A 15,415-nucleotide genomic window follows, 5' to 3' on the forward strand; every position below is an offset into this window, starting at 1 on the left:
TCTTATTCTCCCCTTCAAATCGGCAATTGAATTTCTATTTTTGTACCCTTTCTCAGCTCTGTTATAATTTGAAACGACCCCTTCATTAACTGAATACGTTCCTTCATACTTTTCAGGCCAAGTGCTGACTCCCTTACTTGCTCTTGTATAAATCCTATTCCATTATCTTCTATGTAAAAATGTAACTGGTTATTTTCTATTTTCAAAAGAACATGTACCTTTTCACACGAAGCATGCTTTTTACAATTATGTAGCGCCTCTTGGCTAATACGCCATAAAACTTCTTCTATTTCATCCCCAATTGAAACCATCCCATCAATTCGAACTTCCACTTGAACTCCTAATAACTTCCCGTAATTTTGAATTGCTTCTGCTAACCCTTTCTCTAATCCTTCAGGTCTTAATTGCCAAATTAATAGAGTCATCTCTTGTAATGCTTCTTGTGATAATTCTCCAATATAACTTAACATCTCTTGCAATTCTCTATCTTGCGTCATATTCAAAGTACCTTTCGCTGTTAGCATAATAGAAAATAACAATTGTTTTACTGAATCATGTAAATCACGTGCAAGTCGATTTCTTTCCGCTACCACTACATATTTACGTTCTTTCTCAACTAACTGAATACGTTGTATTGTTGTTCCAATTTGAAATGCAATTGATTCTAATAATGCTAACTCTTCCTCTGAAAAATGAGTCTTATGAGGCGCAGCCACATTTAGTAGACCAAATTTTTCTGATCCAGACCTAAGCGGAATTGTCGCATGATGTGTAACATCTTCTGTCTCTCCCCAATTACATTCAATTGCATCTTCTATTCGCTTACATTCAATAATATTAGTCGCTTTTTCTAATCTCCCATTCACAAAACGTTCTACACACCAACAGTTTCCTTCACACATCGGCTTCTTCTCTTGCCACGTAAGAGCCTCTGGTAAATTTTCGTCTACAAGCATGCTATGCTTTCCACTTTCATCAATAAAGAATATCCACCCTGTTTGTAAATTCATTACTTGTAACAATGTATGCAACACTTTTTCTAACATATCCTGTAAGTTTGTTGCTTCATTTAATAATTCAGCAATTTCTTTTAATGCTTCTAAACGATGCATCTCTTTTTCTTCAAAGTTCATTCTCATCACCAACTACAATTATAACATTAAGAAATTTCTAAATTCTATAAATAAAAAAAGAACCGAATCCCTTCAGCCCTTTCTTTATATCAATCATTTTATTATTGTTATTCTATCCAATGTTGGAATCAGAATTTTTGTTAACAAACGATTCCACTTTAGCTTTCCGATAAAGATTGTCCACCATGGATATGCTGTAAACCTTCAGTAGTAACAACCATATTCGCTGCTGGCATTTGCACTTGATTCTTATGAAACATAGACATTAATTCAAATCTTACTTGTCTAGAAGTTTCAAAATAATCTTCTGGCTTTATTAAACCTGTAATACAAAATTCATAGCCAACATATTTCAAGTTAGGATTTAAGTCTGTAACACCGACGTATTTAAATGGTTCAACAGCGTCATCCTCTACTCTATAAAGAGTTTGATTCAATTTTTCATTGCATATAACACATACTTCTTCTAACAATTCCTTCACTCTTGTTGGATCTTCCTGATAACTTACCGTGATGCGTTCAATTACACGCATCCATCCTTTATTAAAATTTTGTATCGTTCTAATCTCTCCGTGCGGGATGGTAAGTAGTTTTCCTGACCATTCACGTATTTGCATAAAACGAATACTAATCTCTTCAATAGTTCCTGAATTTGTTCCGTTAAAAGTTACAAAATCACCAACTCGGAACTCTTTGTCCGCTAATCTTGCAAAGCCTAATATAACATCTTTTAGCATCTGTTGTGCTGCAAAACCGATGACAACTCCAGCTATCCCTGCACCTGCAATAATACTTTTTATATCTACAAATTGGCTAATTAAATATATGATAAGACTGATGATAATGATATATCTAAAAATAGATCGAATTACACTTTGAATCGTCTGCTCTACCTCTTCATCAAAAAAGCTTGATTTCCTAAAAAACCAATCAATAATACGATTTATTACAAATGAAATAATGATTAAAACTAAAGCAAATAGTAAAAATCTTAAAAGTAAAAACTCCCTTACATAATTAAAAAATTCTTCAGTATACGTTAATAAGCTCATTCATCCACTTCCTTAACTAATAAAAATTCTATACAAAGCTGCTATATTTTTAAAATTCATTAGACATTCTTCTATAAATATACCCTTTTTCATAACCTAAAGGGAGCTGACAATTGAATTTTTTTATGACTTTACTTTAAGACTACACTACCCATCCAAATAAAAGGAAAACATTTACATAATATCGAATAGTTCATTTGAAAATATTATTACTCACGGAGGTTGCAAGCAATGGGATATATTGAAGAACTAAGAGACGTTGTTGGATCAAGACCGCTTAATTTAGCAGGCGTTGCGGTAGCTGTTTTCAATGAACAAGGACAAATACTACTACAACAAAGGCGAAATGGCATGTGGGGCGTTCCAGGAGGTTTTGTAGAACTTGGTGAATCTATAGAAGCAGCTGGAAAACGAGAAGTACTTGAAGAAACCGGAATCGAAATTGGTACACTTCAGCTAGCAACTGTATTTTCAGGTAAATAATTTTTTGTGAAATTAACGAACGGAGATGAATTTTACCCTATAACAATTGCTTACCTTTGCAAAGATATTACAGGTGGCTTGCTAAAAGCTGATGGAGTCGAATCATTACATGTACAATTTTTTAATTTAAATGAGCTACCACAAAATATTAGCCCATTCATAAAAAAATTAATTGAACAAAATGTCGTCTCAGTTTAAACGCAAAAAAGAGACCTTTTTAAAGGCCTCTTTTATTTCACTTCTGCATGTAAACAAGATTTAAAATGTCCAAGTGCAAATTCATGCCCTTGCGCATTAAAAGATGCAACTGCCTTTTCATAAACAACAATTTTAAATCCTTTATTATAAGCGTCTACTGCTGTGTGAAGAACACAAATATCAGTACAAACACCTACAAGATGAACTTCTTCTATTCCTCTTTCTCTTAACTTCATTTCTAAGTCGGTTCCTGCAAATGCACTATATCGTGTTTTATCCATGTAATATACATTTTCAGCATTTTTATATGTTTCGTATACATCTTGTAATTCCCCAAACAAATCTCTTCCACTTGTACCAGCTATATTATGGGGTGGGAATAATTTTGATTCTGGATGATATACATCATTTTTTTCATGTTTATCAATCGCAAAGACAACGTAATCTCCATTTTCAATATATTGCGTCGTTATATGTACAATTTCCTTCTCAATTTCTTGACCTGGTTTTCCGCAAGTTAAAGCACCTTTTTCCGCTACAAAATCATATGTATAATCAATATTAATAAGAGCTCGTTTCATAACTACTATCTCTCCTTCTTCTGTTTCACAGTAAACAATAGAAAATTTGTTATTACGACATCGTATGTACTATTCGACATTTCAAATGAAATACCTACATTTTTCTTGTAAAACTCACCTTAATTCGAGTTTATCATAAAGTGAAACTTTAATCATTGGAGAGTTTGTTCATCTCCAATGATTATTAGTTAAACCAATCGGACAGTTGATCTCCCACCTAATCTCCTCACATATACCGATTTTTAAGGCGAGGTCTTACTGCCCATTAATGCGGGATATAATAGATACACAATGGTAAAACAACTAGCTCCTATTACTAAGTCATGAATTTGGTAATTAAACGTAATTTGAATCACCTCTTGTATCGTAAACCAAATTACTGCCATCATTATACTAATCAAGACGATACGAATACACCGATTCACATCTTCAACCTCTTTCTCTGTCATAGTAGTAGCAAGTGATTTCTTCCTATTTAATCGTATTAGAAAACGAAACAAGTTATTCACTCTTGCACACTCTAGTCCAAATAAAAAAGCACACTACTTTTTTGAGTAATGTACTTTTTATTCTTATTAAGACGCAGGCTTTGTCTCAAATGTTGCTTGATTAAAACTAATAACCTTTCCTTTCGGGTCATTGTTTTCATACTGAACTGCAGTAATCGTATGACTACCTGTTTCAAGCGTCTTTTCTTTTAATTGTACTGTTGTCTGCGTTGTACTAGTTACTTGATGTCTATCTGTATACATTTGATCTACAAATATGAAGGTTTCTTTATCACTTTGAAAATTAGAAAGTTCTAATTCAACTTGCTGAATTAAAGTATCCTTTTTAATGAATACAGTCGGTATATTGCCATTTTCAGAAGTACCATCTGGAGTAATAACTTTTACTTTCCCTTCTCCAATTGACATTGCACCTTCAGGAAATACAACCATATTCTCATCACTTGCGTTTACAACTTGTTCTTCCTGTTTTGATTGCGCGTCCTCTTTTTCCTGTGGAGCACCGCAACCTACTAATAACAATACAGACAATCCAGTGATTATGAATTTTTTCAAAATTCATCCCCCCTGTCATTTGATTATAATTTATTATACAAAAATAACTTTTAAATTTTAAGACAACTTTTAAAACTTTTATGAACATATAGAAGCTTGCTCACGATTAATGTATCATACTTTCCTTAATAGAACATTAATTTTTTTTATGAAATAAATAGTAATTCCTTCTTATTTATCATTTTAGCCCAACAAATCGATATAATACCCGCTCAAAAATAAAAAGACATTGATATGTCCAATGTCTTTTCTATGTAGCACTTTAAAAAACAAATGTTGTGATTTCTTCTACTTCTTTTCTTGGAAGTTTTTTTGGCTTATCTTTCGGAAATCCTAGTGAAATAACCATATTTATTTGTTTTTCAGGCTCAATTTGTAAATATTGGCGCAGTTCATCTTGAGCTAGCAATACTGGCCCTGTCATTGGACAAGTACCAAGTCCCTTTGCATGTGCAGCTAACATTAAGTTTTGTGCCGCTAAACAGCTACTCTTAATCCCTTCTTCTTCCCAAACTGAATCTGGAACAAAAGCAATTGGATCAAATATCTTTTCACGGAACTTTGATTCATATGGTGTTGCCAAACATACGATTAATACTGGTGCCTCCGAGAAAGCTGTTGCATATGGTCCGAAAGAACGTGTAAGTAATTTCCCTGCTTTCTCTTCTCCATTTTCTGCTGCTTTTGCCGCAAGTTTATGTAATGCATCCCATGTCATTTGTTCAATTTCTTTAATCTTCTCTCGATTCATGATAACTAAGAATTCCCACGTTTGTGAATTCGTATCACTCGGTGCGTAACGCGCACAATCAATTATTTCTTTTATATCATTAGTAGATACTTCTTGATCTTTAAACTTTCTAACACTTCGTCTTCCGTGAATTACTTCTTTAAAATCTTCATAATTCATATATTAAATCCCCTTTTTACAGCGTTTTCAAAACTTGTCCTATGCTTGAATTATATCATGAAAAAAAGCCGGAAGAATACCAGCTTTTTTCTTCATGATTAATTTGTCACTTTAAACAAACGAATACTCTCTTCATATGCAGCTTGTAATTTTTTCGTAATTGGTCCTCTTTCACCAGCTCCAAACTGTTCATCACCAATTTGAACGACTGGGAATATTTCAAGTGGCGTCGCTGTAAAGAAGCACTCATCAGCTTCATATACTTCTTGTAACGAAAACTCTCGTTCTTCTACTTCGATATGTAACTCTTTCGCTAATGTAATCACGTAGTGACGTGTAATACCATGTAAAATGAAATGATCCGCTGGATGTGTAATTAACTTATTATTTTTCACAATAAAGAAATTGGAATGACACCCTTCAGTCACAATGCCATCCCGTACTAATATTGCTTCTTGATATCCTTGTTCATTTATTTTGTTTTTGATCATAATATTAGGAAGCAAATTTAAAGATTTTATATGGCAAAACTTCCACCTGATGTCCTCTTCTACTGTTACCTTAATCCCTGCCTCCATTGAAGCAACTGGTCTTGGGAACGAAACAAGATTTGCAAAATATGTCGGTTGTAAATCTGATTCATATACATGATTGCGCGGTTGTGCACCTCTTGATATTTGTAAATATACATTCCCATCTTCTTGAAATTGATTTTTTTCAATCATTTGATATAACTCTTCTACTAATTCTTCCTTCGTAAATGGTGGAATTAGTTTTATTTCTGCCATAGAGTTAAAGAATCGTTCTAAATGTAAATCTAATAAATGAGGCTTGCCATCGTATAGTCTAAATACTTCATAAATACCATCACCAAATTGGAAACCGCGCTCTTCTAATGCGACCATCGGCTGTTCTTCCTTCGTATTAATCATTCTCCCATTAAACAAGATCCAATCTTTATGAGTAGCTTTCATTCTTCCCCACTCCTTTATCACATGATTGATTTTATTGTACAACTTATGTCACCCCGAAAGAAGGAATTTTCTGTATTTTCACAAACAAAAAATACATCACTTCGTAAAAGTGATGTATTTTATCATTTATTTAAGGAAATATTTTTCAATATCATCTAACATAAGGTTCGCAGCTTTAATACCGCCTGCTGTATTCCAGATTACCTCATCTACTTGGAATACTTTATTATTTTTAGAAGCCTGTAGTTGCTTAAAGAGTGGATCTTCTGTCCATTCCTTTGCTAACGAATTTCCTTCATTATTCTTATCTGCATCTTTATCAGACGTGAAATAGAATAAGTAGTCTCCGTCCATATTTGGAATTTGCTCTTTTGTAATTCCTTTTATCGCAAAATCATCTTTATCTTGTAATGGTGGTCGTTTAAACCCAATATCATTTAACACAACTCCCGAGAATGAGTTTTTTTGATAAATACGAACATCACCTGGCACGAAACGAATAATAGAAACTTTAGAATTCAATTTATCGCCTAACTTCTCTTTCATTCCTTCAATACGTTTTTTATAATCATCAAGAGCTTTATGCCCTTCTTTTTCTTTATTTACAGCTTTTGTATAAAGCGTAAAGTTTTCTTTCCAATCACCGCGTAATGTTTCTGCATAAACAGTTGGTGCGATTTCTTTTAGCTGATTATATATTTTTTCGTGACGCATTTTATTTCCGATAATTAAATCTGGCTTAAGCTTCATTACAGCCTCTAAATTAATATCACGTTCAGTTCCTACAACTTCCGTATTTTTTAACTCTTTCGCTACATGAGGATACCATTCATCACCAGCACGTGGTTTTGTAGTCCCCACTGGAGTTACGCCCACAGCTAGAAGAGCCTCTGCACCTTCATTCGTTAAAACAACAACTTTTTTAGGTGTACCATTTACTGTCGTTTCGCCCATTGCATGCTTTACCGTATATGAATCTTTTGCTTTCGCTGATATATCATTTTCCTTTTTCTCTTCTTTACTACATCCTGCAATTACAACCATGAGTATCATAATGCAGAATATAATTAGTTTTTTAGTATGTATCATATGTCCTCCCTAGATGAAATCGATTATCATTAACAATTAAAGATTAATGTATCCTACATACATTGTCAATGTATATCAGAAAACTTTTTTAATATATACTATTTAGATTCTATCCGCTTTTCTAATGTTTCTTTTTAAAACATAGTGCATAAGTATGAAAATAAATGTTGTTATTAAAATGCGTACCCTTGTTATACATAACAAAGATACGCATCCATATTGCATTATCATTTTAATTGCTAATATTGAGTATACTTAATATAAGATGGATCATTATATACCCACTGCTTTCCACCAAGGTTTAACCAACCATTTTCATTTATATATACTAAATAAGATTCTGGAGAATTTAATTGGCGGATAACTGCAGATGTAGTTGATGGACCACTTCTTAAATTTACATTCATCCCTTGTATATATGCAACCCCAATCGGACTTCCATCACTATTACTTGTCTTTACAAAATTAATGTAAGAAGGATCATTATACACCCATTGTCCATTCCCCAAAGCTAACCACCCGTTACTTTCCTGATATACAACGTAAGATTCTGGAGAATTTAATTGACGAATAACTGAGGAAGAAGTTGATGGACCATTTCTTAAATTTACATTTTTCCCAAGGATATAAGCGATTCCCTTCGTTTGAGGTGTCGGTTGTGGGTTAGGAGGTTGTGGATTTGAAGCTACTCCAAAAATAGCCGCTATTCCATTCGCATACGCTTGACTTAGATCTTCAATAAATTGTGGATTTTTTAATAAATTTGCATCAAACGTTGTATCAATAAAGGCAGTCTCAGTTAAAATTGCATCCATTGTGGTTTCTCTTAATACCGCATAATTTTCTTTTTTTGCTCCTCGATCACGAAGACCGTATTTTGTTAATACAGGATTTACTGCTGTATGCATCTTTTGTTGCTTTGCATATGCAGTGCTGCTGTTGGATAACGCATTATAAATATAGCTTTCAAAACCTGTACCCCCGCCGCTATTAATATGAAATGAAATAAAATAATCCGCACCAAAAGCATTGGCAATATTAGCACGTTCCGATAAAGAAATAAACACATCACTATCACGTGTCATTTTAATTGTAATTGGGTAATTTACCGTTAAAATGTCTCGAACGCGTCTAGCAATTTGAAGTGTTAAGTTTTTTTCTACTAAACCATTACCAACAGCACCAGAATCATATCCACCGTGCCCTGCGTCTATAACAAGTTTCATTTTATTGCCCCGCCCCTTTCTTGTAATATGTTTGCATTGCTACTCGTCCTATTTTATGTGAAATGTACAAGTTCTGTTACAATTACAAATAAAAAAAACGCCTTATGTAAGGCGTTTTCTATCATCTTGCTTTAACCAATTTAAAATAAATATATACGATTGATAGTGAACATAACGTATGCAAAATAAAATAAATAAAAGTGTTATTCCAGCACCACTATAAAGTAAACCGAACTTTAAAAAAACATTCACAAGTGGTGGAAAGTTCATTAGATTTTGTAATGTACTAAGCATACAAAACATAATGAAAAAGACAGGGACGTATTGTAATTCATACGGGTTTTTTTTCTTACTCATTCTTTTCCGAATGAGTATATGACATAATTCTGCTACTATAAAGCACCCTCCAATTAATACAAGACCAGAAGTCATCGTCATACATCCACCTGCCTTATATTTATTTTATCGCATAAGTAATCATCGTTATATTTTCTTTACATACTCTTCATCTTCTGAAGTAAAACCAAAACTCTCTATGAAAGACTTCGCCTTTTCTGTTAATTCCTCTTGTAGCACTTTTATTTCTTTCACATTTCTTTGTTTCATCATTTCTTCAAATGTAAAATACGTATTTGCACCATAACCGTAACCTTGGTAATCAAAATGAATAATTAGCTGTGATAAAACAGCTCGTTCCTCTTGAACACTATAATCTATTACACCAATATATGTATCATCAACTTTCACACAGTACTGTACCTTTTTCTCACCTAAACTATGCGATTTAAACATTTCTTTAACAACGCTTTCATTTTCTACAGTAACTTTCTCAAACGTAATCATATGTCGTCCATCCTTTTACTATTATTGTATCAATAATACTTCCTATTTATGAAAAAAACCTTAAGACCGTATGCGATCTTAAGGTTTTTCTAATTAAACTAAGCTATACGCACGTTTTGTTTCTTCATGGAACTTATTCGTATCGTATTTATGCTCAACATAAATTTGGTGCCATACCATAAACGCAAGGACAGTCCAAATTTTACGGCTATAATCGCCTTTATCTGCACAATGTGCTTCCAGTAAGTTTAATACATACTGTTTGTCGATTAAATGCTCTGTTTTACTCTCGTTTATAATATTGATAGCCCAATCATGCATTTCGTCTTTTAACCAGTGACGAATTGGTACTGGGAATCCAAGTTTTTTACGATCTAATACGTGATCTGGAACGATTCCGCGTGCTGCTTCACGTAAAATAGCTTTCGTAGTTCCGTTAGCAATCTTAAATTCAGTTGGAATTTTAGATGCAACATCGAATACTTCTTTATCTAAGAACGGTACACGAAGTTCTAATGAGTTTGCCATTGTCATTTTATCAGCTTTTAATAAAATGTCACCACGTAACCATGTGAACATGTCAATGTACTGCATTTTGCTTACATCATCATAATCTTTAATCTCGTTATACAATGGTTTCGTGATATCCATATAGTTAACACTTTCATTGTAATACTTCATTAATTCAACTTTCTCTTCTTCACGGAAGATTTTCGCGTTTCCATAGTAACGCTCTTCAATTGGCGTACATCCACGCTCTAGGAAGCTCTTACCTTTAAATCCTTCTTTAAGAGCACCACTTAATGCTTTTAGAACGCTCTTACCTGGGCTAGGAATGTAAGAGAACATTTTTAGTGAGTTTGGCTCACGATAAATGTTATAACCACCAAATAGCTCGTCTGCACCTTCACCTGAAAGAACAACTGTTACATGCTTACGTGCTTCTTTTGCAACGAAGTACAATGGTACAGCTGCTGGATCTGCTAAAGGATCATCCATATGCCAAATGATTTTTGGGAACTCATCCATAAACTCTTTCGCTGAAATGAATACGTTATGGTTTTTAACGCCTAATTTCTCAGCAGTTTCTTTGGCAACATCAACTTCACTGAAACCACGTTGTTCAAAACCAATAGAGAATGTTAAAAGATTTGGATTCATTTCTCTTGCGATAGAAGCGATAATAGATGAATCGATACCACCAGATAAGAATGAACCTACTGGTACATCACTGCGCATATGCACTTTTACTGAATCGTATAACACATCACGAATTGCTTGGATATGCTCCTCTTTCGTTGCGCTTGAAGCATTGAAATAAGGTTTCCAGTAGCGATGGATCTCCATCTCTTTACCGATTTCTTTTACGAAATAATGACCAGGCTCAATTTTATTAACATCAATTGTTAATGTTTCTGGCTCTGGACCATATTGGTACGTAAAGTAATGTTGTAGTGACGTTGGATTAACTCCTTTATCTTCCATCACATGCATAATACTTTTCTTCTCAGATGCGAAGAATGTAGTATCACCTTGTTGTGCGACGTATAAAGGTTTAATACCGAAGTGGTCACGTGCACCGAAAAGTTTCTTCTCTTCACGATCCCAAATCATAAATGCAAACATACCACGAAGATAGTCTACACATTTTTCTTTCATATGTGCATACAATGCAATGATAACTTCTGTATCAGATTGTGTTGCAAACGTTGCACCTTTTTCAAGTAACATTTCACGTAATTCTACATAGTTGTAAATTTCACCATTAAAAATAATTACATATCGATCATTTTCATAAGTTAGCGGCTGATGTCCTGCCTCTAAGTCAATGATACTTAAACGGCGGAAGCCAAATTGTACATGTTCATCACGAAAATATCCTTCGTCATCTGGACCACGGTGGAAAATCATCGTGTTCATATTTTCAAATTGATGTTTTTCTGTTTCTGAAAACTCTCTAGGGTTTTCACATAAACATCCTACAAAACCACACATACTTCTTACCCTCTTTCGGTTTTCATTCTGTTTCTATACTACTATATCAACCCTATTTATACTAGCATAATCAACTGAATATGGCGACCAAAAACTATAAAAAAATCACTCCATTTCACATTTTTAACAATTTTTTATGAAAACATGAAAACTAGGCACTCACCTTTCTCCGCTTTTGTCATATGATATTGCAAATTGATTTCTAGGAGGGAATACCATGAGTGAAGAAAAAAAAGATTCTTCTCGCCCACCGGTTCGTAATTACTTAAAGCAAATTGATGATTTCTTCGAGCAAACACCTCTTCGCAATGTAATCGCTGATTTAAATCATTTTTTCCAAAAAGGAAACCGTTTATTAACATTCCCTGTAGATTTATATGAAGTTGGTGAAGAACTCGTTGTTACAGCTGAACTACCAGGTATACAAAAAGAGCAAATTCAAATTGAAATACAAAGTGAATACTTAAAAGTCTCTGTAAAAGAAGAAATACTCGAAGAAGAAGAAGAAACATCCCATAACTATTATCGCCGGGAACGTTCCATTTCAGAAGCATCAAGATTGATTAAGTTGCCGTATTCAATTAATAAAAAAGCAGCAAAAGCTTCTTATCAAAACGGCGTATTAGAAATTCGGGCGCCGAAACTTCCCCAACAACATGACATTTTATCCATAGACTAATGCAAAAAAAATAAGGGTGCATAGCACCCTTATTTTTAATCCACTAATCGCTTCATATCACGTATAATGTCTTCATATGGCGTATTACTAATTCCACTATACTTTTTCATTACTTTTCCGTTTTGATCAATTAAATAAAATGATGTACCATGCATGACCTGACCATTCTCCGGCTTATCTACAAGTGATTGGAAATTATCTTTTGAAAACTTCGTAATATCTTCTAACGAATATCCCGTTAATAAATTCCAGTTACTAGTATCCTCTGTAAACTTTTGAATAAAAGCTTTCAGATTTTCCGGCTTATCAAGGTCTGGATCTACACTAAATGAAACAAACTGAACGTCTATCTTCTCTTCTTTTGCCATCTTTTGCAGCTTGGCCATATTTGCAGTCATTGGTGGACAAACTGTTTGACAATTTGTGAACATAAAATCTGCAACCCAAACTTTCCCTTTTAAATCTTTTGTACCAAATTGCTTTCCATCTTGATTTGTAAATTGGAAAGTTTCTAAATCCCAATTTAATGGTTTACGAAGCTTTGAACCTGATTCACTACATCCAGCAAGTACAAAGAGACAAAATACAACCATAAGACCAATTATTTTTTGATAACGCTTCATTTATAAACCTCTTTTCTCTATCCTAAATTTAAATAGGTTATGTTTATAATAACAAAAGTTAACACTACGAGAAAATTGTTTACTACATTTGTTCACGAAATCGTACGAATTTACGTATGTTACGTCTTTATTTCAAGCGAATTACTAGACAAAATATATTTTTTTACTATTATTTCTATAAATAGAATTGATAAAACTAATTTTATTGTTACTTTTGTAAATACCTCTCCCTATTTTTTAACAATTCCTTAAACATTAATCCATGTTTTACACTGTATTCCTTAACAACATTTCGGTACAATACAAATACAACGATTGTAAATGAGGTGATGTTCATGGCAAAGCGCTATGAAAATATGGATAATGTTAGTACAAAAAAATCAATTCGCTCTTTTTTACGCTGGCGTAAAGAACGAAAGCAAAACAAAAAAGATTTTTCTTTCTTAGTAGAACAATCACCCGTTAAACAAAGTGCATTTTTGCAAAGTAATGTAAAAAAAACGACTGTCACATGGATTGGGCATTCTACTTTTCTTATCCAAACGAATGGACTTAATATATTAACAGATCCAGTATGGGCCAATAAATTAAAGCTAGTTACAAGACTTACAGAACCTGGACTCTCTATAGAAGCACTGCCTAAAATTGATATTGTCCTTATTTCACATGGTCATTATGATCATTTAGATTTTTCAACTCTTCGTCAGTTGAATGATGATGTTCTATATCTTGTACCTATCGGATTAAAAAAATTATTTACTCGTAAGAAATTTAAACATGTAGAAGAGTATAAATGGTGGGAAAGTACGATAATTAACGAAGTTTCTTTTCACTTCGTACCTGCTCAGCACTGGACGAGAAGATTCTTATTTGATATGAATACGTCTCACTGGGGCGGATGGATTATTGATAATGAAACGACTATGGAAACCATATATTTTTGTGGCGACAGTGGCTATTTCCAAGGTTTCAAAGAAATCGGTGAACGCTTTTTAATTGATATTGCTCTTATGCCCATTGGCGCTTATGAACCAGAATGGTTTATGAAAGTATCTCATGTTTCACCCGAAGAAGCTGTGCAAGCTTATTTAGATTTAAACGCTACGCATTTTATACCGATGCATTACGGAGCTTTTGCACTCGCCGATGAAACACCTCGTGAAGCAATAACTAGACTTCGAAATAATTGGAATTTGCGCATGTTACCATGGGAACAACTGCATGTACTCTTTTTAGGCCAAACTTTTATTTATAGTAACGCAACAAATGATAAGCAAGTAAATGAAAAAATTGAAACTTTACATGTGTAACGTAACGACTGATTTTCTATATCCAACATATAATATAGAAAATCCTATAATGAAATTTTAATCAGTGGGAGTTTCTTTATCCCCACTGATTATTAACCTTCACCAATCGGGCTTTTACGGACAGCCCGCCACCTAACTTCTTTGCTCCAGCTAAATTTTGAGGTGGGAGTTTTACTGTCCGCAAATAGCAGGATAAAGGGTGTTATCTATGAATGAATATTTACAGACTCGCTATATCATTAGCGGTAGTGCCTGTATAGCTCTTCTTATTTCTTACTTTCTATTTACATAAAAAAGCTACTTGAAATATATTTTCAAGTAGCTTTTTTATTACTCTGCTAAATACATAAATCCGATTGCACCTGGACCTGTATGAGTACTAATTATAGGCGTTGTATAGAAAATTTCTGATTGAGCAAACCCACTCACTTTTTCAACCGCCGCTTTCATACTTTCAGCTAAAGGAATTGCTTTCGCATGCGGAATTGCAACAGCCTTTACAACTTTTCCAGCTGTATCTTGCTCAAATAACTTAGCTAATGTTTTTACAATTTGGCCTTGGCTACGAACTTTCGTTACAGGATTATAAACACCGTCTTCAAGACTAGCAATTGGCTTTATATTAAGTAGCGAACCGATAAACGCTTTTCCTTTACCGATACGTCCACCCTTCACTAAGTTTTCTAATGTATCTACTACTACATATAAACGAGTATTCTTTCTTACTTCATCTACACGTTTTAAAATTTCTTCTAGTGAGCGTCCTTCATTTGCCATTTTTGCAGCTTCAATTACTTGATATGCTAAAGCATGTGTAATAAATTGAGAATCAACAACTGTTACTTTTGTATCGGTCATTGATGCAGCACTATTTGCAGTTGCTACAGTACCACTCATTCCACTTGTCATATGAATGGAAAGTACTTCGCTTCCATCTTCACCTAACTTGTCATACATTTCTACAAATGTACCCATTGCTGGTTGTGATGTTTTTGGTAGTTCCTCTGATTTAAGCATTTCTTCAATAAATTCATCTGGTTGTAGATCAACGCGATCTAAATATGTTTGTCCATTTACAGAGATTGATAATGGTAGAACATGAATGTCATACTTCTCGATTACCTCTTGTGATAAATCTGCTGTTGAATCTGTTACAATTTTAATTTTTTGCATATTATATTCTTCCCTTTCCAATACGCTCTCCTTGTTATTATACTAGTATTCCCATTGCTTTCAACAATTTGGAACGAAATTT

At 33.7% G+C, this 15,415-nt stretch carries 16 protein-coding genes and 1 pseudogene; 3 read left to right on the plus strand and 14 right to left on the minus strand.

The window, feature by feature from the left end; translation table 11 throughout:
• Positions 1 to 14: 14 nt before the first annotated feature.
• Together casK and ACO6VI_RS13800 are read right to left on the minus strand one after the other, a co-directional pair.
• Positions 15 to 1,112: a two-component system sensor histidine kinase CasK gene (casK, locus tag ACO6VI_RS13795; RefSeq protein ID WP_170925745.1), complete on the minus strand. Its 1,098-nt coding sequence runs from the start codon at positions 1,110 to 1,112 to the stop codon at positions 15 to 17.
• A 179-nt stretch (positions 1,113 to 1,291) separates the two neighbouring features.
• Complete coding sequence (locus tag ACO6VI_RS13800; RefSeq protein WP_000055430.1) at positions 1,292 to 2,185, minus strand: mechanosensitive ion channel family protein; 894 nt, start codon at positions 2,183 to 2,185, stop codon at positions 1,292 to 1,294.
• A gap of 231 nt (positions 2,186 to 2,416) precedes the next feature.
• Between ACO6VI_RS13800 and ACO6VI_RS13805 the strand changes: the two are divergent.
• Positions 2,417 to 2,866 (plus strand): annotated as a pseudogene (locus tag ACO6VI_RS13805) (NUDIX hydrolase).
• A 32-nt stretch (positions 2,867 to 2,898) separates the two neighbouring features.
• Here the strand turns inward: ACO6VI_RS13805 and ACO6VI_RS13810 are convergent.
• The 10 genes from ACO6VI_RS13810 to asnB all read right to left on the minus strand — a co-directional run bounded on the left by ACO6VI_RS13810 (position 2,899) and on the right by asnB (position 11,548).
• Positions 2,899 to 3,447 carry a cysteine hydrolase family protein gene (locus ACO6VI_RS13810; protein WP_000816771.1) on the minus strand — a complete coding sequence of 183 codons (549 nt, stop codon included), beginning with the start codon at positions 3,445 to 3,447 and terminating at the stop codon, positions 2,899 to 2,901.
• 242 nt (positions 3,448 to 3,689) lie between these two features.
• On the minus strand, positions 3,690 to 3,896 hold the full coding sequence (locus ACO6VI_RS13815; protein WP_015406474.1) for a hypothetical protein: 207 nt from the start codon (positions 3,894 to 3,896) through the stop codon (positions 3,690 to 3,692).
• 126 nt (positions 3,897 to 4,022) lie between these two features.
• The gene (locus ACO6VI_RS13820) at positions 4,023 to 4,511 is read right to left on the minus strand and encodes a hypothetical protein (protein ID WP_000713495.1); all 489 of its coding nucleotides are present in this window, start codon (positions 4,509 to 4,511) and stop codon (positions 4,023 to 4,025) included.
• Between the two features lie 262 nt (positions 4,512 to 4,773).
• On the minus strand, positions 4,774 to 5,421 hold the full coding sequence (locus ACO6VI_RS13825; RefSeq protein ID WP_001105280.1) for a nitroreductase family protein: 648 nt from the start codon (positions 5,419 to 5,421) through the stop codon (positions 4,774 to 4,776).
• 98 nt (positions 5,422 to 5,519) lie between these two features.
• On the minus strand, positions 5,520 to 6,395 hold the full coding sequence (gene dat, locus ACO6VI_RS13830) for a D-amino-acid transaminase (protein WP_000648385.1): 876 nt from the start codon (positions 6,393 to 6,395) through the stop codon (positions 5,520 to 5,522).
• 126 nt (positions 6,396 to 6,521) lie between these two features.
• Positions 6,522 to 7,484: an ABC transporter substrate-binding protein gene (locus tag ACO6VI_RS13835; RefSeq protein ID WP_161520148.1), complete on the minus strand. Its 963-nt coding sequence runs from the start codon at positions 7,482 to 7,484 to the stop codon at positions 6,522 to 6,524.
• Between the two features lie 239 nt (positions 7,485 to 7,723).
• Positions 7,724 to 8,710, minus strand: a complete 987-nt coding sequence (locus ACO6VI_RS13840) for an N-acetylmuramoyl-L-alanine amidase (protein ID WP_422423501.1) — start codon at positions 8,708 to 8,710, stop codon at positions 7,724 to 7,726.
• A gap of 102 nt (positions 8,711 to 8,812) precedes the next feature.
• Entirely contained in the window at positions 8,813 to 9,142 is a 330-nt protein-coding gene (locus ACO6VI_RS13845; RefSeq protein ID WP_088020933.1) for a hypothetical protein, read from the minus strand.
• A gap of 51 nt (positions 9,143 to 9,193) precedes the next feature.
• Positions 9,194 to 9,553: a GNAT family N-acetyltransferase gene (locus tag ACO6VI_RS13850; protein WP_000627519.1), complete on the minus strand. Its 360-nt coding sequence runs from the start codon at positions 9,551 to 9,553 to the stop codon at positions 9,194 to 9,196.
• A 93-nt stretch (positions 9,554 to 9,646) separates the two neighbouring features.
• Positions 9,647 to 11,548 carry an asparagine synthase (glutamine-hydrolyzing) gene (asnB, locus tag ACO6VI_RS13855; RefSeq protein WP_000333826.1) on the minus strand — a complete coding sequence of 634 codons (1,902 nt, stop codon included), beginning with the start codon at positions 11,546 to 11,548 and terminating at the stop codon, positions 9,647 to 9,649.
• Positions 11,549 to 11,765: 217 nt separating this feature from the next.
• Here asnB and ACO6VI_RS13860 point away from each other — a divergent pair, with 217 nt between their 5' ends.
• Entirely contained in the window at positions 11,766 to 12,227 is a 462-nt protein-coding gene (locus ACO6VI_RS13860; protein ID WP_001288086.1) for an Hsp20/alpha crystallin family protein, read from the plus strand.
• A gap of 35 nt (positions 12,228 to 12,262) precedes the next feature.
• Here the strand turns inward: ACO6VI_RS13860 and ACO6VI_RS13865 are convergent, their stop codons facing one another.
• Positions 12,263 to 12,850, minus strand: a complete 588-nt coding sequence (locus ACO6VI_RS13865) for an SCO family protein (protein ID WP_000833332.1) — start codon at positions 12,848 to 12,850, stop codon at positions 12,263 to 12,265.
• Between the two features lie 335 nt (positions 12,851 to 13,185).
• Between ACO6VI_RS13865 and ACO6VI_RS13870 the strand changes: the two genes are divergently transcribed.
• On the plus strand, positions 13,186 to 14,160 hold the full coding sequence (locus tag ACO6VI_RS13870; RefSeq protein ID WP_001129640.1) for an MBL fold metallo-hydrolase: 975 nt from the start codon (positions 13,186 to 13,188) through the stop codon (positions 14,158 to 14,160).
• Between the two features lie 330 nt (positions 14,161 to 14,490).
• Here ACO6VI_RS13870 and ACO6VI_RS13875 read toward each other — a convergent pair whose 3' ends face one another.
• The gene (locus tag ACO6VI_RS13875) at positions 14,491 to 15,333 is read right to left on the minus strand and encodes a DegV family protein (RefSeq protein WP_021036079.1); all 843 of its coding nucleotides are present in this window, start codon (positions 15,331 to 15,333) and stop codon (positions 14,491 to 14,493) included.
• Positions 15,334 to 15,415: the final 82 nt, after the last annotated feature.

Source organism: Bacillus sp. PSXD-155, assembly GCF_049310765.1.
Taxonomy (GTDB): Bacteria; Bacillota; Bacilli; order Bacillales; family Bacillaceae_G; genus Bacillus_A; species Bacillus_A cereus.